Origin of the sequence: Anoxybacteroides rupiense (genome assembly GCF_014196195.1) — a bacterium.
Lineage (GTDB): Bacteria > Bacillota > Bacilli > Bacillales > Anoxybacillaceae > Anoxybacteroides > Anoxybacteroides rupiense.
In genome coordinates this window covers 1-23,851 of record NZ_JACIDF010000008.1, presented here as the reverse complement: position 1 = coordinate 23,851, position 23,851 = coordinate 1, and the positions used below count along the sequence as shown (strand labels likewise).

Here is a 23,851-nt window from a genome sequence, read left to right as displayed (position 1 = left end):
AATGGAGACGAAGCAAACGATTCTGGTTGTTGATGATGAGGAGGATATGCGTTTTTTAGTATGTATGTATCTTGAAAACTCCGGATTTACCTGTTTGCAAGCACAAGATGGACGAGAGGCGCTGGCGCTTATCCAGAAACAAACCATCGACTTGATTTTGCTTGATATCATGATGCCGAATATGGACGGGTTTTCATTATGTGAGCATATTCGCGGCTATTCGAATGTGCCGATTATCTTTTTGACAGCAAAAGGAGATGAATGGGATAAAGTTCGTGGATTTAAGCTTGGCGGTGACGATTACATCGTAAAGCCATTTAGCCCCGGAGAGTTAATTGCGCGCATTGAGGCGATCATGAGACGCACATATCAAGCCAAAAAGCAAGATGACCTTTCTTTTGGCGGGCTTTTGATTGATGAAAAAGGACGGAAAGTGACGGTAAAAGGAGAAAATGTTATTTTAACATTAAAAGAATTTGACTTGCTTCTTTTTCTTGCTAAGCATCACGGACAAGTATTTAGCAGGGAAGATTTGCTTATTCGGATATGGGGATATGATTATGCAGGAAACGCTCGAACGGTGGATACACACATTAAAACATTAAGGTTAAAGCTAAAGGAAAGTGGAGCATTCATTAAAACGGTGTGGGGGATTGGCTATAAATTTGAGGTGTGACAGATGCGGCGAAAATCCATGACTTTAGTACAAAAGATTTGGCTGGCTATGAGCCTTGTTGTGATTATTACTGTACTTTTTTCTTATTTTCTTTTAAATTATTTTTACCAAAATTTATATGTAAATAAAGTAGAACAAACATTGATTGAAGAAGGCAGAAATTTAGCAAGCGATTATCAAGGAGGACCAATAACTGAAGAATATCGGAAGCGGGTAGAATGGTATAACGAAAAGACGACATCGGAAGTGCTGCTCGTCAGCAACCCGCGGGAATTAAGCGCTTGTTTGCCGTTTCAAATCGATTACGATTCGTTGATTAGCGAAGCAGATCGGCAAAAGCTGCTTGAAGGAAAAGTAGTGACGAAAACAGGCTATGAAAAGCGATTTGGGCGCAAAATCATGGGTGTGATCGTGCCGCTATTGGACGAGCATCGCTTACAAGGAGTGTTTTATCTTTATATTCCGCTTGCGACCATTCAGGAAATGACCAAGGAGGCTGCGTCCATTTGGATTCCGCTTGCTATTTTATTTGTGGCGGCTTTGCTGCTGTTCGGAAAAAAAATGGCGGACCGCTTGGCTGGACCGCTCAAGGAGATGGAAAGAGTTGCTTACAGCATGTCGCAGGGGGATTATGAAGCAAGGATTCCGACTCAAGCGAATGACGAAATAGGAAGGCTCGCTCGGGCGTTTAATGTAATGGCAAAAGCCATTCACGAGGAGGATATGCGCAAGAGGGAATTCCTCGCCAATGTGTCGCACGAATTGCGAACGCCGCTCAGTTATGTCAAAGGATACAGTGAAGCCATTTTAGCAGGAATGGTGAAAACAAAAGAAGAAGAAACAAAATACATGAAGCTCATTCATCGAGAAGCAGGAAGAATGGAACGGCTTGTCCGCGACTTACTTGATTTAGCGCAATTGGAAGGAAAAAGCGTCCCACTGCAAAAGGTGCCGCTCGTATTTTCACAAGTTATTGAAGATACGTTAGCCAAATATGAGCCATTTTTGCATGAAAAGGAAATACAAGTTGTCGCGGATTTAAGTCCAGAAGTGATTGTTGAAGGGGATGGCGATCGCATGGAGCAAGTCATCCATAATTTGCTCGACAATGCGATCCGCTATACGCCAAAAGGAGGCACGATCACACTGCAGCTTTTTGAAGCGGAGACTCATTCTTGCTGCTTTGTCATCCGAGATTCCGGAAAAGGCATTCCAAAGGAGAAGCTCCCGCTGTTGGGACAGCGTTTTTTCCGTGTCGATCAAGCGCGCACAAGAGCAGAAGGCGGCACGGGGCTTGGATTAGCGATTGTCAAACAGATCGTCCATCTTCATGGTGGCACGATAGCGTTTGCCAGCGAAGAGGGAAAAGGAACAGAGGTGTCCATTTGTTTGCCAATGTGGGATGACCAGCAACATGAGGTCGAGTGAACGGAATACAGAATCATGAAAAACTCCAGCCACTCTCGGTGCGACAGATCCAATCCATTCACTCGGTTCTTGCGCTCTGTGATCTTATGAATGAGCAGTATCAGTAAAACTTACAAACCGGGATTCTAGAATAAAAGCTTGTTTAATCTTTCAGCTTCCCTCTTCCTCACATAAATGGCCAAGCGTTGAAAGAGGAAAGGTGAAGCAATATAATCGTTAAAGAAAAATGATAAACAAAGGTTGGCGATATTGATGAAGCGGTATCAGTCTATTTTAGATGTGATCGGCAATACACCAGTAGTCAAACTAAACCGAATTCCCGATCCGAAGGGAGCAGAGGTATATATCAAGCTTGAATCATTTAATCCGGGTGGAAGCGTGAAAGATCGGGCTGCATTTCAAATGATTCAGCGCGCGGAGGAAGAAGGGAAAATCGTGCCAGGAAAAAGTACGATTATTGAGCCGACCTCTGGAAATACAGGGATCGGACTAGCCATGGTATGCGCTGCGAAAGGTTATCGCTGCATGATTACCATGCCGGATAATGCCACAATGGAGCGTGTCAAGCTTTTAAAGGCGTACGGCGCTGAGGTGCATCTAACTCCTTCTTCGCTTCGCATGCAGGGGGCGATTGATGAAGCGCATCGTCTTGCGGCTGTTATTGAAGATAGTTTTATTCCAATGCAATTTGAAAATCCCGCTAATCCAGATGCCCATAGACAGAGCACGGCTTTAGAAATTTTAGCGGCCTTTGAAGGAAGGCTTGATGCTTTTGTGCTAACCGCTGGAACAGGAGGAACCGTGACGGGTACGGGCGAGGAGCTAAAAAAGCATCTTCCTCGTTTGCGGATTTATGTCGTAGAACCGTACGGCTCGCCTGTACTGTCTGGAGGAGAACCGGGGCCGCATAAAATCCCGGGAACTGGGCCTGGATTTGTTCCAAAGATATTAAATCGCGACATTTTTGATGAAATTTTATTAATTAAAGATGAAGATGCCCAAACGATGGCGCGCCGTTTAGCAGCAGAAGAAGGGATTTTGGTGGGGGCTTCAGCTGGCGCGGCTGCACATTATGCGATAGAAATAGCAAAGCGATTGCCGTCTGATGCCCGTGTTCTTTGCATGGCGCCCGATTCTGGAGAACGGTATTTATCATGGGATTTGTTCAATTTTTAGAAAGGCTCGCTGACTGGCGCGCCTTTTATAGCTATTTATTGTGACGTAACTTGGCAGCTCAACATTGGCATTGATATGGAAGCGACGCATCATCAAAATAGATACATTCCATTTTCTAATTTCTATATGCACAACAAACTCTCGTTTGGTTATGGATGAGATCGGTGAATGGCAGGAGAGATAAAGAGGAAGCCGCTCTTCCTTCCTTTGGATTGTTTGGTATTTTGCTCGCTACAAAACTGTTTCAAAGCAAACCGTTTGCATGGATGAAAGTGAATAAAATAGCTGCTAAAATAAACGCACGACATTTTCGTGCTTTTTTTATTGAAAACGAACCTCTATTCTCTAAAATAGAAATAGGTAGGTGAGAAACATGCTGAACCAGCGCAAAACGTTGCAACAAGTCATTGAAGACTGGAAAGAGAATGAATGCGTTGCCTATTGGCATACCATTCCGGAAAAAGAAGCACAAAGCACACCGTTTCCTGAATCGCTTCATCCTGCTTTGCGGCATGCTTTAGAGAAACGAGGCATTTCATCGTTATATATCCATCAAAAAAAAGCATATGAAGCGGTAGAAGCCGGACGAAATATCGTGGCTGTTACACCGACGGCGTCAGGAAAAACATTGTGTTATAACTTGCCTGTGCTGCAGAAGATATTGCAGCAAAAGGAAGCAAGAGCGCTTTATTTATTCCCGACGAAGGCGCTGGCTCAAGATCAAAAAAGCGCCTTAAATGAGCTTATTGGGGAAATGGAAACAACGATTTATTGTGATACGTATGATGGAGATACATCGCCAACCATTCGGCAAAGGGTGAGAAAAGCGGGCCATATTGTCATAACAAATCCCGATATGTTGCATTCAGGAATTTTGCCGCATCATACGAAATGGGTGTCATTGTTTGAGAATTTGCAATTTGTTGTGATTGACGAGCTTCACACATATCGGGGAGTATTTGGCAGCCATGTTGCCAACGTCATCCGTCGTTTAAAACGAATTTGTGAATTTTATGGAAGTCATCCGCGTTTTATTTGCACATCGGCCACGATTGCGAACCCAAAAGAGCATGCAGAAGTGCTAACAGGGGAAGCGATGGAGCTCATTGATCAAAATGGAGCGCCGTCGGGAAGAAAGCATTTTGTCTTTTATAATCCTCCGGTTGTCAACCGAGCATTAAACATTCGCAGAAGTGCTACATTGGAAGCGAAAGCGATCGCGAGCGAACTGTTAAAGCATCGCATTCAAACCATCGTATTTGCAAAAAGTCGTGTTCGTGTCGAAATTTTGCTTACTTATTTGCAACAGCTCATCAAGCACGAATTGGGGAGCAAAGCTATTCGTGCTTATCGGGGAGGCTATTTGCCGAACGAGCGCAGAGAGATTGAACGAGGGTTGCGAAACGGAGAAATTTATGGAGTAGTCAGTACGAACGCGCTTGAGTTAGGAGTGGACATCGGCCAGCTGCAGGCATGCGTGCTAACAGGATATCCTGGTACGATTGCAAGCACTTGGCAGCAGGCGGGGCGGGCTGGTCGACGTCAAGAGGAAGCAATGGTAGTCATGGTGGCCAGCTCCAGCCCGCTCGATCAGTATATTATTCAACATCCTGCATATGTATTGGAGAGGAGTCCGGAAAGCGCACGCTTAAATCCGAACAATCTTGTGATTCTCGTCGATCACGTGAAATGTGCGGCTTTTGAATTGCCTTTTCGCCAAGGGGAAACATTTGCTGGTGTCGAGATCGAGGAAATTCTTGAATATTTGGCAGACGAGCGAGTGCTTTATCAACGAGGAAATAAATGGCATTGGATGAGTGACTCGTTTCCAGCTCATGGCATCAGTTTGCGTTCCGCCTCTCAGGAAAATGTGGTCATTATCGATGTGTCAAATAGAGGAGACCATCGGGTAATCGGAGAAATGGATCGCTTTAGTGCGATGACATTGCTTCATGAGGAAGCGATCTATTTGCATCAAGGGGTTCAGTATCAGGTGGAGAAGCTGGATTGGGAAGAGAAAAAAGCGTATGTTCGCGAAGTGGATGTCGACTATTTTACTGATGCGAATGTAGCAGTCGAATTGAAAGTGCTCGAGGAGGATCGGAAGAGGGGAGCGGACTTATCAATCATCGGATTTGGCGATGTGATGGTGCTCGCGAAAGCGACGATTTTTAAAAAAATCAAACTAGAAACACACGAGAATATCGGCTCAGGACCGATTTACTTGCCGGAGGCGGAGCTGCACACGAACGCCGCATGGATCAGCATCAAACGAGAAGCGTTGCCGCATTGGAACGATGAACGCATGGAGCAAGGGTTGCTTGGAATCACCCATGTCCTCCAGTATGTGGCTTCTTTGTTTTTGATGTGCGACCGCACTGACTTGCATGTCGTACCGCAAGTAAAATCGCTCCATAATGAACAACCGACCATTTTCGTTTATGATCGGTATCCGGGAGGAATTGGACTGAGTGATGCGTTGTATCATGAGATGGAGCAGGTGCTTAGGGAAGCCAAACAAATGATTGAGCGCTGTCCATGTGAATCTGGCTGCCCGTCCTGCATTGGGACTCATATATCATCCGAACGAGCGAAACGCGATGCGCTTAAGCTTTTGGCCATCCTTAACGAAGAAAAGGAGGAGGAGCATGTCGATTAAAGAAAAGCTGGCAAAATTAAAAGGAACGAGTATCGCCGCGGCTTCGCCAGCTTGCAGAGATGATGAAACAGAGACGGACGTGCCTTATTTGGCACAATGGCGTACCATGAATGCTGAGCCGTTTTTTTTCGATGGAGAGTATTGCTTGATTCGCGAAGTCACTTATTCACTCGATCAACAGCATGGAATCTATCGGCTTGGCGAATTGCATGAGATCCATGAAAAATGGCAGCAGGCTTTATTCTCTCATCCGCTTTCTAGCAAAGGCCATGATATAAGCGATTTATTTTTTTTTGATACGGAAACGACAGGACTTGGAAGCGGAACAGGAAATACAATTTTTTTGCTTGGACATGCACGTGTATATGCTGATCGCATTGTGGTGCGTCAGCATTTTTTGCCGCATCCGGGGGCGGAAGTAGCCCTTTATCAAAGCTTTTTATCAGAGGTAGACTATACAACGCTTGTGACCTATAACGGAAAAGCCTTTGATTGGCCGGTGTTAAAGACGCGTCATACCCTCCTCCGTGACACCGTACCGAAATTGCCGGCATTTGGGCATTTCGATTTATACCATGCTTCACGAAGAATATGGAAGCATCGGTTGGAATCTGTCAAGCTAGCCCATGTAGAGAAAGAAATTCTTGGGGTGGAGCGAACAGAGGATATTCCCGGGTTTTTAGCACCTATGATGTATTTTGAATTTCTCTCATCAAAGCAACCAGACGGAATGACCGGGGTGCTGAAGCATAACGAAATGGATGTGCTGTCTCTTATTGTTCTATACATTCATTTATCGAAGCAAATTTTGCAAGCGTACAATATCGAACATGTGACAGAAAAGTTAGAGATGGGCCGATGGTTTGATTCTGTTGGCGAAGCTGGGGAAGCGAGAAAAATATATGAGCAAGTAGCCGAAAAGGAAGGGAAGGAATCCGCAAGAGCGAAATGGCAGCTTTCGCTTATTTATAAAAAAGAAAAGCAGTATGAAAAGGCCGTCAAACTTTGGAGAGAGCTGTTGCAGGCTGATTTTGATCCGCGGAGCATCAAAGCTGCAGTGGAGCTGGCCAAACTATATGAACATGTTTATAAAAAGCCAGAAGAGGCTTATGAATATGCGCAAACAGCTTATCACATGTGGAAAAAGATCGCTCGTACCCATCGCTTCAGCGAGCCCTCCGACGAGTTGCTCAAGCGATTGAAGAGGCTTGAACGGAAAATCAGGAAATGATGATTTCCCCGGAAAGCGCAAAAAACGACAGAACATACAGAAAATTTATTTTTTATTGCGAATATTGTAGAAAAATCGCAAAGGGTGTACAATTATGTGTTGTGAATAGTGCGAAAAAACAAGTAGTAATGGGGAGACGAGCCTTGAAAAGGATGTATAAAAAAATTTTGTATTTATTTTTTGTCGTGGTTGGCTTAACGGTCGTTGTATTTACCAATTTAACATGATATAACGGAGAAAATGGGTATCTATACTAGTACGTGTCCGCTCCTTTCATCATAGGCTAGTATTGTAAAACAGCTTATGATAAATCAAAAGGAGAGATGTATTTATGCATTGCAGACCAAATGTAACGGCGCCAATTGTTCATCCGACAAAATGTTGTGTACAGCATCACTTCCAAGCAACCATTGTACCACATATTCACCCGTCTCATACGACGCATGTCAATCATCATCTTTATCAGCATCAACACTATTTCCCGCACACGGAGTCGGCGGTAAATGAGACGGCAAATCAACAATTCTTTTGCGGTGGAGGCCCTGCGCCAATGCCACTTGGACCAGGACCAGTAGGACCAGGCCCAGCAGGACCGATGCCTTGGGGCTTCTAAACCGTAAAGAAACAGGAACTGAAAAATTCAGTTCCTGTTTTATTTCTCCGAAAAGGAGGGAGAAAAAAGTGCTCAAGGTCCTTGCATTAAGCGGATACAAGCCGCATGAGCTTCATATTTTTTCCCATCATCACCCGGCTGTTGTTTATATCAAAAAAGCGATTAAAGAGCGTCTAACGGAGCTGGCGGATGAAGGGCTGGAATGGGTCATGATTAGCGGACAGCTTGGCGTCGAATTATGGGCAGCAGAAGCGGTATATGAATTGCAGGAATCCTATCCGCATCTGCGTTTAGCCGTCATTGCTCCATTTTTAAATCAAGAAGAACGATGGAAGGGAGAAAACCGCGAGTATTACGAATCGATTGTCTCACAAGCGGACTTTTTTGACTGTGTAACTAAACGCCCTTACGAAAGTCCTATGCAATTTCGCTTAAAAAACGAATTTATTGTTGCTAAAAGTGAGGGGCTGCTGCTTGTTTATGACGAAGAGCAAGAAGGAACGCCAAAGTTTTTACTAAACGTCGCCAAAAGAAGAAAAAACTATCCTATTTTTTTTATTTCATTTTCTGATTTACAGGCTATCATAGAAGAAGAACAAATGAATCAATGGTAAATTGACAATCGATCGACTTTCTGAAAAAATAAAGAAAAGAAAAGCGGAATGTGGAATTAAGGGGGCGAATTTTTATGTTAGCAGGTCGCGTGAAACTGACAGCGAAGGATATTCTAGAAAAAGAATTTAAAGTAAGCATGCGGGGCTATAATCAAGATGAGGTAGATCAGTTTTTAGATGCGATTATTAAGGATTATGAAGCGTTTCATCAAGAAATTGAGGAGCTTCAGCAAGAAAACCTACGTTTAAAGCATCAAATAGAGCAACTGCAAAAACGGCCAGCTACTCCTGTTGGCACGACCAATTTTGATATTTTACAGCGGTTGTCAAATTTAGAAAAGCACGTATTTGGCAACAAATTATATGAGTAGGCTACATAAAACACAAAATTTCCATTGAAGTGAAGGAAAAAATGGACTATACTACATTATGCAGATATTGCGCCATTGATAATGTTCGGGTAATCGCTGCGGCAGTTTTGCCGTAGAGGAAAGTCCATGCTCGCACGGTGCTGAGATGCCCGTAGTGTTCGTGCCTAGCGAATCCATAAGCTAGGGCAGTCTGGCTTCGGCTGGGCTGACGGCGGGGAAAGAGCCTAAGTCAAGTTCTGATATGGCTCAATTACCCTGAAAGTGCCACAGTGACGTAGCTCTAAGGGAAACCTTAGAGGTGGAACGCGGTAAACCCCTCGAGCGAGAAACCCAAATGATGGTAGGGGCATCTTCCCGAAGGAAATGAACGGAGGGAAGGACAGATGGCATGTTCCATCTGTAGATAGATGATTACCGCCGGAGTACGAGGCGAAAAGCCGCTTGCAGTACGAAGGAACAAAACATGGCTTACAGAGCATTATTAATGGCTAAACATGGTGGCAAAAGCTCTCCTGCATATAGGAGGGCTTTTCTTGCTTCTGTCGAACGGTGCTGTGTATCGTTAAAGATCCTTTTTTCTCTCGAATGCTTTTGATGCTCCTAGGGTGGGAAGGCTGCCAAAAAGCTTTGGGATTTTAGAGCCGATCATTGCTTTGTTTTTTACGGTGCATACATAAAATATCTCTTCGGCTAAATCGAGCCATCTTTTCCATGTATTTATACAGTATAAGGACAACAGGTTCTCATGGCACAAGTACATAAAATATTTATCATTTTTGAACGTTCAAACACATATTCCATCATTCTAAAATGATACAATGAAATTAAAGCGGTTGAAGCTAGAGAAAATCATATGCAGTCGGTCTTTTTCTTTTGTTTCGTTCACGCATATGAGAGTACAGAGAGATCACCCTTTTCTACCTGCAATCATTCATATCGTGGCGATGTATGTTTTTTCATGCCAATCTGCGCATAAGTCAAAGGCAAGTCATCGACTTGCCTTTGTTACGCACCCGTTCTCCTAGAAGCGCTCCTGAGCTTATGTGGTAAGTGAAGCGAAGAGTGTTGTGAATGACCAGACAAGACGTTCTTTTACTGACTATAAAGGGGGATGTTGGTCATGCTAAAACAAAATATACTCTCTAAAATTGCCCAAAACGTCATTAACCATATTCATGAGGGGCTTATTATCACCGATGAAAAAGGAAAGATTGTATTTGTCAATCCGGCTTTTGAAATGGTCACAGGATACGTCGCAGAAGAAGTGATTGGAGAAAACCCAAACATTTTGCAATCAGGGGTACACAACAAAGAATTTTATGAAAGCATGTGGAATGAGATTATTCATCGCGGTTTTTGGGAAGGGGAAATTTGGAATAAACGAAAGAACGGAGAGCTATTTGTTGAGTGGCTGAAAATCCATTCCATTAAAGACAGCGAAGGAGCGATTACAAATTATGTTGCGATTTTCTCCGATATTACGGAGCGGAAAAAAAATATTGAGCAGCTAAAAAAGATGGCACATTATGATATTTTGACAGGTGTGCCCAATCGTTATTTATTAACGAAACGGATCGAAAGCTTAATTCAAACGTCTAGGAAATATAATCAGCAATTTGCTGTTTTGTTTTTAGACTTGGACCGATTTAAGTACGTCAATGATACGCTGGGCCATCTGGCGGGAGATTTGCTGCTGAAAAAGGTGGCCCAGAGATTGAAAGGGATTTTGCAAAGAAAGGATACGATCGCCAGAATCGGCGGAGACGAGTTTATTATAGTTCTCCCTAACTTGAGGCATATTAGAGAAGCGATTCAAATAGCAGAAGCCATCCATGAAGCCTTGAAGGCTGCTTTTCGCTTAAATGGCCATGAAGCTTATATTTCAGTGAGCATCGGAATCAGCTTTTACCCGCACGACGGGGAGGACATCGAAACATTGATTCGCAATGCAGACCGGGCGATGTATCAGGCAAAAGTAAGCGGCCGAAATCATTTTGAAGTGTATCATAGTGAATCACATGATCAGGACCAGCAAGGCTTTTTTCTTGAAAATCTGCTCCGAAAAGCAGTCATACACAAAGAATTTGAATTGCATTATCAGCCGCAAATTCACATTGAAACAAAACAAATTTATGGTGTGGAGGCCTTGCTCAGATGGAAGCGTCCGGATATCGGCTTTGTATCTCCAGGCCAGTTTATTCCGATTGCCGAAGAATCGGGGATGATCATCCCCATTAGCGAGTGGGTGCTTTTGCAAGCCTGTGAAGATTTAAAAAGGCTAAGTTTAACCTATCCGCATTTAAAAATGTCCGTTAATATTTCAGCTATTCATTTTCAGCAAGCCGATTTTGTGAAAAAGCTTGAACAAATGATCGAACAGTCGAACGTAAATCCAAGGTTTTTAGAATTAGAGCTGACAGAAAGTACGATTATGCCTCGTGCGGAAAAATCCATTGAACAGCTAGTGAAGCTGAAGCAGCTCGGTCTGAAAATTGCGGTCGATGATTTTGGCACCGGTTTTTCTTCTCTAAGCTATTTGCGCCGTTTTCCTATCGATATTTTAAAAATTGATCAAAGCTTTATTAAAAGCTTGTCGTCTTCCTATGATGACGCATCCATTGTTACAGCGATTATTAAAATGGGGCAAAATTTACGGCTTTCGATTATTGCCGAGGGAGTAGAAACGGAAAAGCAGTTTAAGTTTTTGCGGCAGCAAGGATGTGATTACGCACAAGGGTATTATATATCGAAGCCTCTGCCGTTCGCGGAACTGCAAGAATTTTTAAAGGAATGGACAGCGATTATAGGAGGGAATACAGATGGATAAACTGACGATTATTGCGACTGCAGCCATGGGACTTGAATCAATTGTAGCAGAAGAAGTGCGGCGCCTTGGCTATGAATGCACGGTTGAGAACGGCAAAATTACATTTGCTGCCGATGAATTGGCTATTTGCCGCTCCAATTTATGGCTGCGAACAGCGGATCGAATCAAATTAAAAATGGGTGAATTTCGAGCAACAACCTTTGAAGAATTGTTTGAGCAAACGAAAGCGCTCCCGTGGGCAGATTATATCCCTGTTCATGCGGAGTTCCCGGTCATCGGAAAATCAGTGAAGTCCCAATTGTTCAGCGTTTCTGATTGTCAAGCTATTGTAAAAAAAGCCGTTGTTGAAAGTTTAAAGCAGCATTATCGGGTATCGTGGTTTGAAGAGACGGGACCGCTCTATCGCATTGAAGTGGCGCTGCATAAAGATATCGCTACCTTAACGATTGATACAAGCGGAGCCGGTCTTCACAAACGCGGCTATCGCGTTGCTCAAGGGGAAGCGTCATTAAAGGAAACATTGGCGGCCGCGCTCATTCAATTAACAAATTGGACACCAGATCGTCCATTCGTCGATCCTTTTTGCGGATCGGGAACCATTCCCATTGAAGCGGCACTGATCGGGCAAAACATTGCTCCTGGGTTTAATCGCGACTTTGTGTCGGAACAATGGGACTGGATTGGCGAGCGCCATTGGGAGCGGGCGCGTGAAGAGGCAGAGGATTTGGCGAAATATGATCAGCCGCTTGATATTTCCGGATTCGATATTGATCACCGCATGGTTCAAGTAGCCAAAGATAACGCGCTAGAAGCGGGATTAGGCGATATCATTGCATTTAAGCAGATGCAAGTAAAGGATTTTACAACTAACAAACTATACGGAGTGATCCTCGGCAATCCGCCATACGGCGAGCGGCTTGGCGAGCGGAAGCAGGTAGAGGAAATGTATAAAGAAATGGGACAAACCTTCGCTAAGCTTGATACATGGTCCATCTATATGTTAACTGCGCACAAACAATTTGAAACATATTATGGGAAACCGGCAACCAAGCGCCGCAAGCTTTTCAATGGCTTTATTGAAACACAATATTATCAATATTGGGGGCCACGTCCTCCAAAAGAGCGATGAGTGAAGGAGCAAGTGAAAAGTTTTTACCTCGCAGACGAACAACCAATATTCCATTTTTATTGTTGCACCGCATCTCTTTTATTTTAAACGAGGTGCGGTTGTTTTTTGTCGATTATTGATGTTTTATGTGATGAAGGGTTTTTCGAGAAATCAGATATTTACTGAATCGATTCGCTGCAAAGTAAAAATTTATATATAAGATTAGGCGTATGGACGATCCAATGAGCAGCCCTGAATCCCTCATTTTTTTGCTGAAGTCAGCAAACAGAAAAGCGGACGTTAAGCCATATTACTCTGTTTTTATTAATGAATCATCAACACTAGTGATATAACGATAAAAACAAATACTTCCTTTCTCCTTTTTGTTGAAACATCATGACGAATAGGTAAAGAAATATAGCATGATTTGTTTCTTTTGGGCATATAAATAATATCGGCACCTATTGTGCACAAAAATGCATCATTCTTCCATTCGCAAGGAAATGGCTGGTTCAACGGCTTGCATATTTCTGGATATTTTGGAGATAAAGGAAGACAAGACTCTTGATTGCGCGTTTATTCGCTTGAAATAAACGTTTATATCTGCTTTGATGCGAGTCTTGCAGAAATAACAAAATGGATGAAGGAGAGAATGAAATGGCTTTATTATGTAAGGATTTGTTAAAAATTTCTCAAGCGCTCGACAAAACCTATGCTCTGTTAGAGAAGCATCAGGAGGAAACAACAGGGCTTGAAAGCATTGAAATAGCCAAACACGAATGGAAACAAGCATTTACATATGCAATGTCTGATGTGTTTCGTGCGTAATGGCGGCCAGTGTTCCGACTCTTACATTGACATCCTCCGACAGATAAGGGATAATAATTGATTGTTACTCTTATTATGTTGGAGGGGGTCGAAGGATGAGCCGCGAGCGCTATCCTTTTTCGTTAGAAAAAAACGAGAACTTTTTTGATAAATTAAATGAATGGATCGGCGATGTATTTTATGATATTTTGCCGGACGCTGGCTTTGAATTGCGCGATGAGCAAGTTTATATGGCGTTTCAGCTGGAAAGAGCGTTTAAAGAAAAGAAAGTGATGTTTGCTGAAGCAGGGGTGGGAACAGGAAAAACGATCGTTTATTTGCTTTATGCGATCTGTTATGCGCGTTATACCGGGAAACCAGCGATCATTGCTTGTGCCGATGAAACGCTCATTGAGCAGTTAGTGAAAAAAGAGGGGGATATCGCCAAAATTTCCCATGTGCTCGACTTGCATATTGATGTGCGTCTTGCTAAATCACAAGATCAGTATTTATGTTTAAATAAGCTTGATCGAGTGTTAATGACGGAAGATGATGTCGAGCTTTACGAGCAAATTTTTGATGATCTTCCTGATTTTGTACATGATTACAAAGCGCTGCAGTCGTTCTATCATTACGGAGACCGCAAAGAATATGCACATTTAAGCGACGAGCAATGGCGAAAAATTGCCTGGGATTCATTTCAAGATTGCTTTGCCTGTGATAAGCGGCATCGCTGTGGACAAACATTGTCGCGTGAGCATTATCGGAAAGCAGCTGATTTAATTGTTTGTTCACACGATTTTTATATGGAGCACGTATGGACATATGAGGCACGCAAACGGGAGGGACAGCTTCCGCTTTTGCCTGAGGCGTGCTGTGTGGTCTTTGACGAAGGGCATTTATTGGAATTTGCCGCTCAAAAGGCCTTAACATATCGAATGAAGGAAACAACATTAGAAACACTATTGACTCGCTTATTAGAAAACGACATTCGTGAGGAGCTCGCTTATCTTATTGAAGAAGCACTGCAACTGAATGCTCGCTTTTTTGCTGAGCTGACGGCTTGCGCGGTAGAAATTGCAGGTTCGAATCGCCAAGAAATTTCTTTCTCTGACCAGTTGATGAAACGAGGCAAACAACTGCTTGCAGCGATTGAGAAGATCGGCAATGAACTTGTTTTTGAAAGTGAAACATTTACCATCGATCACTATCAATTAAATATTGTTGATGAATATTTAGATCAGATTAGCCATTCACTTCACTTATTGATCCATAATCGTGATGCGATTACGTGGCTGGAAGTACTGAACGAAGGAAAAACACTAGTCATCATGCCGCGGACGGTGCAGGAAGTATTGCAGGAGAAAGTGTTTAGCAAAAATATTCCTTTTATCTTCTCATCTGCTACGCTGTCGAATCACCAATCGTTTGAGTATATCGCTATGAGCTTAGGAATTAAGGATTATTTATCTTTTAGCGTGGAATCACCGTTTAATTACGATGAGCAGATGACGATTTATATGCCGTTTTTTGCAAATGATGAAACGTTATTTGAACAAAAATATCGCTATGCGCTGCAAAAAATTCGCGAAACAAATGGACGGGCTTTACTTTTGTTCCCTTCACGGCAAGAGCTGCAAAGATTTAAGAAAAAGGCCGTACATGAGGACGGGCTTTCCTTTTTATTTGAAGGAGACCAAGAAATAAGTGAGCTTGTAGCGACTTTCCAAAGACAAGAAGAAACGATTTTATGCTCTGAACATTTATGGGAAGGATTAGATATTCCGGGACCGTCGTTGGCAAACGTCATCATCTGGTCGCTTCCATATCCGCCAAACGACCCTGTGTTTCAAGCGAAACGGAAGGCATACGAAAATCCATTTTGGGAAGTCGATGTTCCGTATATGTTATTGCGGTTGCGCCAAGGAATAGGGCGACTGATCCGCACACATGAGGATCAAGGAATCGTGTCCATTTTTGTAACGAATGAGGAAAGCGAGAAAGTAATTGAAGCAGTTAAAAGAGTGCTGCCGACGAATGTAAGGGAAGAATAATTTCTTCCCTTTTTTTTCGTGGCATGGTTATTTTCATAAAGAAAGAGGAAAAGGAAGATGAAGAGGGAATTATAATAATTTGGGCGAACCAAGAAAGGGGGATAAAGATGCTGAAGGAAATGGAGCAGCAATTTTTGCGCTATATAAAAAAAATGATGAGCTACAATGAAGCGATCCAACTAATGTATTGGGACATGCGGACTGGCGCTCCGAAAAAAGGCTTAGAGCAGCGTGCAGAAGTAGTCGGCATTCTATCTCAAGAAATGTTTAAAATGTCGATATCAGAGGAAATGGCCGCTTATATCGCCAAGCTTTCACCAAGCCATGTGCAAACGGAGCTATCTGCAGTGGTGCAATGTGCCTTAGCGGAATGCAGAAAAGAATATGAACGAAATAAAAAAATTCCGGTTGAGGAATATAAGGAATATGTTGTGTTGCAGTCGAAAGCGGAAAGCGTTTGGGAAGAAGCGAAAGAAAAATCCGATTTTGCGATGTTTCGTCCTTATTTAGAAAGATTAGTGGAGTTTAATCAAAAATTTATCGAATATTGGGGCTATCAAGGACATCCGTACAATACGTTGCTTGATTTGTATGAACCGGGCATAACGGTTGAACTGCTCGACCAAGTATTTGCCAAACTGCGAGAGCGTATGGTTCCGCTTGTTCAAGCAGTGGCCGCTGCCGAGCATAAACCCGATACCTCATTTTTATTTCAGAAATTTCCGAAGGAGAAACAGCGCGCTTTTAGCCTCGAATTGTTGCGCGAGCTTGGCTACGATTTTTCCGCCGGCCGTTTAGACGAGACGGTTCATCCGTTTGCGATTGGGTTAAATCCAGGAGATGTCCGGATTACCACTCGATACGATGAGCACGATTTTCGCACGGCTCTATTTGGTACGATTCATGAGTGCGGCCATGCGATATATGAGCAAAATATTGCTAAAGAGCTGGTCGGTACGCCCCTATGTACAGGAACGTCAATGGGAATTCATGAGTCGCAGTCGCTGTTTTACGAAAATTTCATCGGCCGTCATTATTCATATTGGAAGCGCCATTATCCGCTTCTCCAGAAATACGCGCCAGAGCAATTTGCCAGCATCACATTAGATGAGTTTTATCGGGCGGTGAATGAAGCGAAGCCATCTCTTATTCGCATTGAAGCGGATGAGCTCACCTATTCTTTACATATTATGATTCGCTATGAAATCGAGAAAGAACTGTTCAATGGAAGCGTTGCTGTGGACGACTTGCCAGAGCTTTGGAACGATAAATACGAGGAATATCTAGGCATTCGACCGGATTCCGATGCGTCTGGCATATTGCAGGATGTGCATTGGTCAGGAGGCAGCTTTGGCTACTTTCCTTCTTATGCGCTTGGCTATATGTATGCCGCCCAATTCAAGCATGCGATGCTGAAGGATCTGCCTCATTTTGACGATTTGCTGGAAAAGGGAGACATGCTCCCGATCCGCAGCTGGCTGACAGAAAAAGTCCATTGCTTCGGAAAAACGAAAAAGCCGCTTGACATTTTGCAAGAAGCGACAGGTGAAGAGCTAAATGTGGATTATTTAATTCAATACCTAGAAGATAAATATCGAGCGATTTATCAGCTATAAACCTATTGGAACCACCTTTTGCCCGCTTGGATAGGCGGAGAAAAGGTGGCTTTTTATACCATCACCGCAGGCTGAAGCCGTTGATTTATTCAGAATGAGAGAGACGAAGTAAAGCACAAGAGGAGGCAGAGCAAAGAACGTGGTTGTTTCTGTGTCGGACAGCAGTAGCATTCAAGTATTTAATAGCCAAACAGCTAAATGAGGATATCAAAATGAGCCGTGCTTCCATCGGGAATTGCTGGGACTAACAGGCTGCATGGGAAAAGAGATTGCAATTTATGGTTAGAATTAGACACAGTTATTGAAAGAAATAAAAAATATAGTTCAGTGATGACAATAAGGTATATAAGGGAATTAGCTGTGGTGATTTTAGGACGAGGAAATATTAAAAAAGAAATATAGGTTTTCATAATCCTCATTTTTTGTTGTCAAAAAGAGTGCAAGACAAAACCTTTTCTAGAAAAATGAATGTACGTTTTCAGCATGATGATAACGAGAACAGTTTATTTAGATTTTCTGTGTTGCTATATTCTGGGGGCTCTGCTAAATGTTATATAAAGAAATTAATAATCAATTGAGCCTCCCTCTCATAGTTTGGCAGTGACCACTCGATTTGATAAAGATTTTGCTTTTTCGATAAGAAAAAAATAATAGAATGAGTTAGTATTAAACTCTAGGTACTAAGGTTAGATTTGCACTCTTATGTCAGGCTTCTTCTGACAAATGACGATTGGTAATTTGTGAAAGCTTTAGAAAGAGTAAATAATTGATTACAGCCGTCCCCCATGTACATGTAAATCCGTATTGCATAACTACTCGCAAAAAACGCACCTTTTAGTTCTTATGAGATATGGATTGAATGAAAGAGTATGATTGAGAAAAAGAGCGTGTAGATACGTTTTCGTTTTAATTCCTGTATTATCAACTGCTTCAGTTTTTCATTAAAAAATCATATGTCTTTTTTATTCTCTCCAACTTGAACGAAAGCACTAAGCTATTCTTAAATAAGGTCTGGCTTTTTATTCAGCTTCTCTGGAATGGCCGGCCAGATTAGGAATAGGAGGAAAAAGGATCATCGGACTGAATTTTGTCGAAATGTCTCGTATTTTGTCTGTCGAAAAATCTTGCCACTCCCTTTTCTCCTCGCTACAATGTTTTTGAACCATGGGCAGATAAAGGGGGAATACGATGAAACCACGCAAAAGGATGAAACAACTTAGAAAATGGTTCATTTGGAATCTGGCTTTTTTGTTAATTTTGACTAGCCTCCCAGTGGAGGGGTGGGCGGAAGCGATTCACGCTCAGGCGGACAACACCGCCAAGCCGTCACCGTCCCGAGTGCCGCCCGCTCCTTCCTTTCAGCTTCAGCCTGGGGAGCTTATGGAACAACGGACCGAGAGAACCAAGGTATTCTATAATGGAGACGGCACGTTTACCAAGCACATTTATTTTGAACCGATTCACCTAAAGAAAAAAGGGGAGAAACGGTTTGAAGAGATATCCCCAGGTTTAATGGATCGTTCCGATCGCCCCAATGTGGTGGAAACGGATCGTACGATGCTCGAGACGGATTTTTATAAAAAAATGGTGAACGGGGAATATGCGACCTTTCATTACAATGGCTCCTCGATTTCGTACTCGATTGTCGAAGCATCGGGAGAGGGCGTCCCACCGCTCCGAGCCAAGGATGTAGTCGCTACCTATCAGAAAAAAGACAATAAAATTCTTCATAAAAATGTATTTCCACATATAGATTTACAAAATATCGCCTTTAATGAATCGACAAAAGAAGATATCGTGCTTCGTTCTTTTAATGGGTATCATAGTTTTAAATTTCATTTGAAAACGGACTTACACGCAGCCGTTCAAGAGGACGGTTCCATTTTATTTACCAACCAGAAAAAAGAAAAGGTGTTTGAACTGCCGAAGCCTTTTATGGTCGATTCCAATCTTGATGAGCGTTCAGGAGAGGTGCAACGGTCTGAACAGGTCACGTATGAGCTTCAACCGGATGATCAAGGGTATATCTTAACGGTCACGGCCGATCCAGAATGGTTGAAAGATCCGAAGCGAGTGTATCCTGTCTATATTGATCCAAGCACTTCCATTCAGCTATCGACGGATACCTTTGTGATGAGCGCGTATCCGACGACGAACTATAGTTCTGCTTCGAGTAAGTGGGACTCTGCGCAAGGACAATATGTGCTCAAAGTAGGGTATTATGATGGCACGACAGGGACGTGTTACGGGTTTTTAAACCCGGATATTTCTAGTGTCAAGAACATGAATGTGACCAGCGCTACATTCAATGTGTATGTGACCCACTCCTACTATGCTACAACAGCCACCGGCTTATGGTTGGACGCGGTCAACGGCTCGTGGTCGGCGAGCACTTTAACATGGAATAATCAGCCTTCTTCTACCAATATCGGCAAGGTCGATGTCGCCAGGGACCAATGGGCGCAATTGAATGTCACCAATACGGTCAAAGAATGGGCAGCTGGAACCAAACCGAATTATGGCTTGAAACTTCATACGAACGGAAACGGACAAACATATTGGAAAAAAGTCGTTTCTGGAACGAACAGTACCTATAAACCTTATTTGTCTGTCACGTATACGATCCCCGTTCCAAATACACCGACAGGAACAGCCTACAGTAATGGGGATGGAACCGGCTATGTCGATCTATCATGGAATCCCGTTCCGGGCGCAACCGGGTACAAAGTATGGATTTATAACGGGAAAGAGTATGAGTCGTTTAGTGTCGGAAACGTGACCTCTTGGAGCACGAAAGGAAAGAAGATTTGGCCGACGGCTTCAGAAATCAGCGCGGGACGCTATGATTTGCATCAGGACGGCTTAGGAACCGAATTAGCTGTGGATCCGTCTCCTGTCTATCGCCATTCAGGAGGAAGCTATCCGAATAGTAAGAACTATTGGTTCCGTGTCAGCGCGATCTTCCCTCAAGGGGAAAGCGCGGTATCAGAGGCCTATATGCCCACCATTCCGAATTTAGCGAAGCCATCCGCTCCGACAGGAAAAAGCTATACCAATGGAGATGGAACCGGCTATATAGATGTTCAATGGAACCCGGTGAGTGGCGCGACGGGATATAAAATTTGGATTTTTAATGGAGCCTCCTATGAATCGCTCAACGTCGGAAATGTGACGTCGTGGACCACCAAAGGGAAAAAATATTGGCCGACTCCGGCAGAGGTGGACGCTGGTCGCTATCAGCTGCATTTAAATGATAGCCGCGGGGCCGAACTGCCTGTGGATCCTTCTTGGACCTACGCCAACGCAGGAACGCGATATGAGAATTCAACGAACTACTGGATTCGGGTCAGTGCCTATAATTCACAAGGGGAAACGGTCTTTTCGGAGGCGTATATGCCGAGAATTCCGGACTTATCCGTACCGCCCGCCCCTTCTGGATTTGCTTACGCCAATCAGGTAGGCAGCCAATCTGGTTATGTGATGCTGGACTGGGACAAAATAGAGGGAGCCACAGGGTACAAGGTTTGGATGTTTAACGGGCTTTACTATGAAGCCTTTGATGTAGGAGATGTAGACCATTGGACGACACAAAATAAAGGAATTTGGCCGACGCCACAGGAAATTGAACAAGGCGATTCGAATACGTTAACATTGCATCATGATGGACAAGGAGTCGAACTGCCGAAAGATCCTTCTCCTATGTATGCGAAAATGGGAACGAAATATGCGACAAGCACCAGTTATTGGTTCCGGCTTAGTGCCTACAATGCCGAGGGGGAAACGATTTTCTCTGGGAACGCATTCACGGTGAAAATTCCGGAGGCGAATGAGTATTTAGGGAAGGAAGAGTACTGGTCCATCATTGATGTTCCTTACGGAAGCGTCAATGCCGCCACTGGAAATCTCATCATCGACGAAGATGATCTTTCGATTTCTGGAAGAGGCCCGGAGCTTGGAATCACAAGAACCTACAATAGTTTATCCGCATCGACCGGGTTATTCGGAAAAGGATGGCATAGCGATGCGGAAATGACGATTGTGGCTCAAGGAAATGAAGCCCGATTTATAGACGAAGATGGGACGCTCCATCGATTTACGAAATTATCCGATGGCACCTATAAAGCGCCAACAGGGGTTTACTTGGAATTAAGTGAAACGACAAATGAATATATACTGACGACTAAAGATCAAACGAAGCTATATTTTCAAAAAACAGATGGAAAGGTAACCAAAATCGTGGACGGTCATGGAAATACCACCGCCTATGGTTATGCCAATGGAAAGGTAGTGTCTATCACGGATGCGTCCGGAAGAAAACTGGATATTCAGTACAACTCGAACGGAAAAATTGAAAAAATCACCGACCCGATGAACCGGACCATCACATATGAGTATGAGAATGATCAGTTAACCAAAGTGACCCAAACGGGCGGAGAAATCACCAGATACCAATATAATGAACAGGGACGGTTGGAAAAAGTATTCGAACCGACGCATACGGAGGATAAGCCGGTTGTCAATCAGTTCGTATATGACGGAGGCCGGCTCCATCAAGTGATCGACCCGGAGAATCACACGTATACATTAAGCTACGATTCGACGAAACGGCAGCTGGTCATGGAGAAACCGAATGGCCGCAAAACCCGCTACACCTTTAATGAGGCCGCCAACCCGATTGAAATCGTGGAGGATGTCGGCGGTTTAAACATTACGACCCGTTATGTTTACGAAGGAAATAACTTAAAGGAAACACGCGATCCCAATGACCAAGGGGCGGCGAACCCTACTGAATCGTATACGTATGACGCCAACGGAAATGTGTTAACGGCGAAAGATAGTTATGGGACGGAAACCTACCAGTATAACCAAAATCATGATGTGGTCTCCATGAAAGATACGGAAGGCGATACCACCACGATTGCCTATGATGGCTTAAATCCGGTATCCGAAACCGATCAATCGGGAAAAACGTCTTCTGTAGCGAAGTACGATGCCTATGGCAACATCATTGAGGAAAGTGATACATTAGGTAGTGCGACGAATTTACTCTCTAATCCTAGCTTTGAACAGGGAACGACCGCTTGGAATTTGCTTCGTTCGAATGACTCTGGACAGTTACAGGAAGATACGAATGTCTATAATGGATTGACGGGACGGAAAACGCTAAAAATCACGGTGAACTCCACGTCGCCTGCCACCGAACTGGGCTATGTGGCGGCCACCCAAGAAATTGCAATCAAACCGAACGTCACATATACATTAAGTGGAAAAATGAAAACGAACTTAACGAAAGCCCATGCGTTTTTTAATATCGAACTTTTAGATAGCCAAAATCGCCGGATTTCTTGGATAGACAATCGCTATAGCCAATTGACGGGCACAAGACCTTGGACGGATCGACAACTGACCTTTAAGACGCCTGCGAATGCGGTGAAAGTGCGCATCTATTTAGAGATCGAGCATAAATCACCAACCGCATCAGGGGAAGCGTGGTTTGATACTGTTCAATTCGAGGAAGCCCAAGTTTCTTCCAGCTATAATCCAGTGTTAAACAGCAGCTTCGAAGGAAGCGTGACGAATTGGAGCGGAACGGGCGGAAGCGTAGACAATATGGAATCATTCGATGGGTCTTACTCCCTCAAAGTATCGAGAACGAGCACCACGCAGTCCGCGAGTGAATATAAGCAGACCGTGATCGTAGGGCAAACTTCGAGTGATACGCCGCTTCGTCTGACACTCACCGGTCTTTCCAAAGCGCAGGATGTCAAAGCCAACGGAACCGTGAGCCCAAGCGATTATTCGATTACCGCGAAAGCGTATTTTGTCGACGGAACGACCCAAACGTATACGGCAGATTTTCCGATCGGCACGCAAGAGTGGAACCGTGCCGCCGTTTCGATTCAGCCTTCCAAGCCAATGGATAAAATCGACCTATCCGCTGTCTTCCGCGGCAATTACACCGGAACGGTCTGGTTTGACGCCATTCGCTTAATGGAAGGAAACGTTGTCACGAAAAACAAGTATGACGCCAAAGGCAACTATGTGGAGGAAGAAACAGATGAAGCCGGGTATGTCACGAAAAAGAGCTATGATGCGGTAGGAAATCTGTTAAGTGAATATGATGAGAAGGGACATCAAAAACAGTACAAGTATGACCCATCCAATCGTTTAAAACAACTCCTATTGGCGAATGGAACGTCCGTCCACTATGATTATGACTTGAACGGCAATATGACTTCGAAAGTCATTCAAACGAGCAGCGGTCCGTCACAAGGATTTACCTATTCGTATGATAAGACGGGAAAACTCCTGAAAACGGTTGGTCCATTAAATGACGTAACAACCAATGAGTATGATGCCAACGGCAATAAAATCAAAACCGTCTTGCCGAAAGGAAATACGATTCAATGGACGTACGACGGAACGGAACGAGTCAAAACCATTTCCTACAACAACGTCCCGTATTACGAATTTAGTTATGATAAAAATGGGAATGAACTTTCGGTTCAATACTTAAAAGACGGCACGACGAAGACTAGAAAGTTTGATGAGAAGAACCGTGTGACAGAGCAATCCGACCGCGGCGGAGTCCAAAAATGGACGTATCCGACCACCTCGGATAAATTGCAACAGTTCCTGTTCTCGCACGGATCATTCAGCCAAACCGTCAC

At 43.6% G+C, this 23,851-nt stretch carries 14 protein-coding genes and 1 other RNA gene; all 15 read left to right on the top strand.

The genetic code is table 11. The features are described 5' to 3' along the window. Position 1 precedes the first annotated feature (1 nt). Positions 2–676, top strand: a complete 675-nt coding sequence (locus GGQ95_RS13150; RefSeq protein WP_044742549.1) for a response regulator transcription factor — start codon at positions 2–4, stop codon at positions 674–676. A gap of 3 nt (positions 677–679) precedes the next feature. Further along, positions 680–2,104 carry a sensor histidine kinase gene (locus tag GGQ95_RS13145; protein WP_066148695.1) on the top strand — a complete coding sequence of 475 codons (1,425 nt, stop codon included), beginning with the start codon at positions 680–682 and terminating at the stop codon, positions 2,102–2,104. A 252-nt stretch (positions 2,105–2,356) separates the two neighbouring features. Continuing rightward, positions 2,357–3,280, top strand: a complete 924-nt coding sequence (cysK, locus tag GGQ95_RS13140) for a cysteine synthase A (RefSeq protein ID WP_044742551.1) — start codon at positions 2,357–2,359, stop codon at positions 3,278–3,280. A gap of 376 nt (positions 3,281–3,656) precedes the next feature. Continuing rightward, positions 3,657–5,939, top strand: a complete 2,283-nt coding sequence (locus GGQ95_RS13135) for a DEAD/DEAH box helicase (protein WP_183186976.1) — start codon at positions 3,657–3,659, stop codon at positions 5,937–5,939. Continuing rightward, positions 5,929–7,170, top strand: coding sequence for a ribonuclease H-like domain-containing protein (locus GGQ95_RS13130; protein WP_183186930.1), 1,242 nt, complete (start codon positions 5,929–5,931; stop codon positions 7,168–7,170). Before GGQ95_RS13135 ends, GGQ95_RS13130 begins: the two co-directional genes overlap by 11 nt. A gap of 331 nt (positions 7,171–7,501) precedes the next feature. After that, complete coding sequence (locus GGQ95_RS13125) at positions 7,502–7,783, top strand: spore coat protein (RefSeq protein ID WP_066148704.1); 282 nt, start codon at positions 7,502–7,504, stop codon at positions 7,781–7,783. 68 nt (positions 7,784–7,851) lie between these two features. Next, positions 7,852–8,397: an SLOG family protein gene (locus GGQ95_RS13120; protein WP_183186929.1), complete on the top strand. Its 546-nt coding sequence runs from the start codon at positions 7,852–7,854 to the stop codon at positions 8,395–8,397. A 74-nt stretch (positions 8,398–8,471) separates the two neighbouring features. Next, positions 8,472–8,768 (top strand): cell division regulator GpsB, encoded by a 297-nt coding sequence (gene gpsB, locus GGQ95_RS13115; protein ID WP_044742380.1) that lies wholly within the window; start codon positions 8,472–8,474, stop codon positions 8,766–8,768. Between the two features lie 81 nt (positions 8,769–8,849). Next, positions 8,850–9,244: RNase P RNA component class B (gene rnpB / locus GGQ95_RS13110), an RNA gene on the top strand. Positions 9,245–9,888: 644 nt separating this feature from the next. After that, positions 9,889–11,595: a putative bifunctional diguanylate cyclase/phosphodiesterase gene (locus GGQ95_RS13105; protein WP_236546247.1), complete on the top strand. Its 1,707-nt coding sequence runs from the start codon at positions 9,889–9,891 to the stop codon at positions 11,593–11,595. Then, positions 11,588–12,724: a THUMP domain-containing class I SAM-dependent RNA methyltransferase gene (locus GGQ95_RS13100; RefSeq protein WP_183186928.1), complete on the top strand. Its 1,137-nt coding sequence runs from the start codon at positions 11,588–11,590 to the stop codon at positions 12,722–12,724. The genes GGQ95_RS13105 and GGQ95_RS13100 overlap by 8 nt, the downstream gene beginning before the upstream one ends. A 636-nt stretch (positions 12,725–13,360) precedes the next feature. Continuing rightward, positions 13,361–13,531, top strand: a complete 171-nt coding sequence (locus GGQ95_RS13095) for a hypothetical protein (RefSeq protein WP_172798631.1) — start codon at positions 13,361–13,363, stop codon at positions 13,529–13,531. A 95-nt stretch (positions 13,532–13,626) separates the two neighbouring features. Further along, positions 13,627–15,564, top strand: coding sequence for an ATP-dependent DNA helicase (locus GGQ95_RS13090; RefSeq protein WP_080862828.1), 1,938 nt, complete (start codon positions 13,627–13,629; stop codon positions 15,562–15,564). A 107-nt stretch (positions 15,565–15,671) separates the two neighbouring features. Continuing rightward, a complete protein-coding gene (locus tag GGQ95_RS13085) occupies positions 15,672–17,180 on the top strand; it encodes a carboxypeptidase M32 (protein WP_080862829.1) in 1,509 nt (502 codons plus the stop codon). A 1,188-nt stretch (positions 17,181–18,368) separates the two neighbouring features. Then, on the top strand, positions 18,369–23,851 hold a 5,483-nt coding region (locus tag GGQ95_RS13080), incomplete at its 3' end, for a DNRLRE domain-containing protein (protein WP_244963739.1).

Coding starts and splice junctions, on each gene's coding strand:
- GGQ95_RS13150 (WP_044742549.1), top strand. CDS start 2: ATGGAGACGAAGCAAACGATTCTGGTTGTTGATGATGAGGAGGATATG.
- GGQ95_RS13145 (WP_066148695.1), top strand. CDS start 680: ATGCGGCGAAAATCCATGACTTTAGTACAAAAGATTTGGCTGGCTATG.
- cysK (WP_044742551.1), top strand. CDS start 2,357: ATGAAGCGGTATCAGTCTATTTTAGATGTGATCGGCAATACACCAGTA.
- GGQ95_RS13130 (WP_183186930.1), top strand. CDS start 5,929: ATGTCGATTAAAGAAAAGCTGGCAAAATTAAAAGGAACGAGTATCGCC.
- GGQ95_RS13125 (WP_066148704.1), top strand. CDS start 7,502: ATGCATTGCAGACCAAATGTAACGGCGCCAATTGTTCATCCGACAAAA.
- gpsB (WP_044742380.1), top strand. CDS start 8,472: ATGTTAGCAGGTCGCGTGAAACTGACAGCGAAGGATATTCTAGAAAAA.
- GGQ95_RS13105 (WP_236546247.1), top strand. CDS start 9,889: ATGCTAAAACAAAATATACTCTCTAAAATTGCCCAAAACGTCATTAAC.
- GGQ95_RS13100 (WP_183186928.1), top strand. CDS start 11,588: ATGGATAAACTGACGATTATTGCGACTGCAGCCATGGGACTTGAATCA.
- GGQ95_RS13095 (WP_172798631.1), top strand. CDS start 13,361: ATGGCTTTATTATGTAAGGATTTGTTAAAAATTTCTCAAGCGCTCGAC.
- GGQ95_RS13090 (WP_080862828.1), top strand. CDS start 13,627: ATGAGCCGCGAGCGCTATCCTTTTTCGTTAGAAAAAAACGAGAACTTT.
- GGQ95_RS13085 (WP_080862829.1), top strand. CDS start 15,672: ATGCTGAAGGAAATGGAGCAGCAATTTTTGCGCTATATAAAAAAAATG.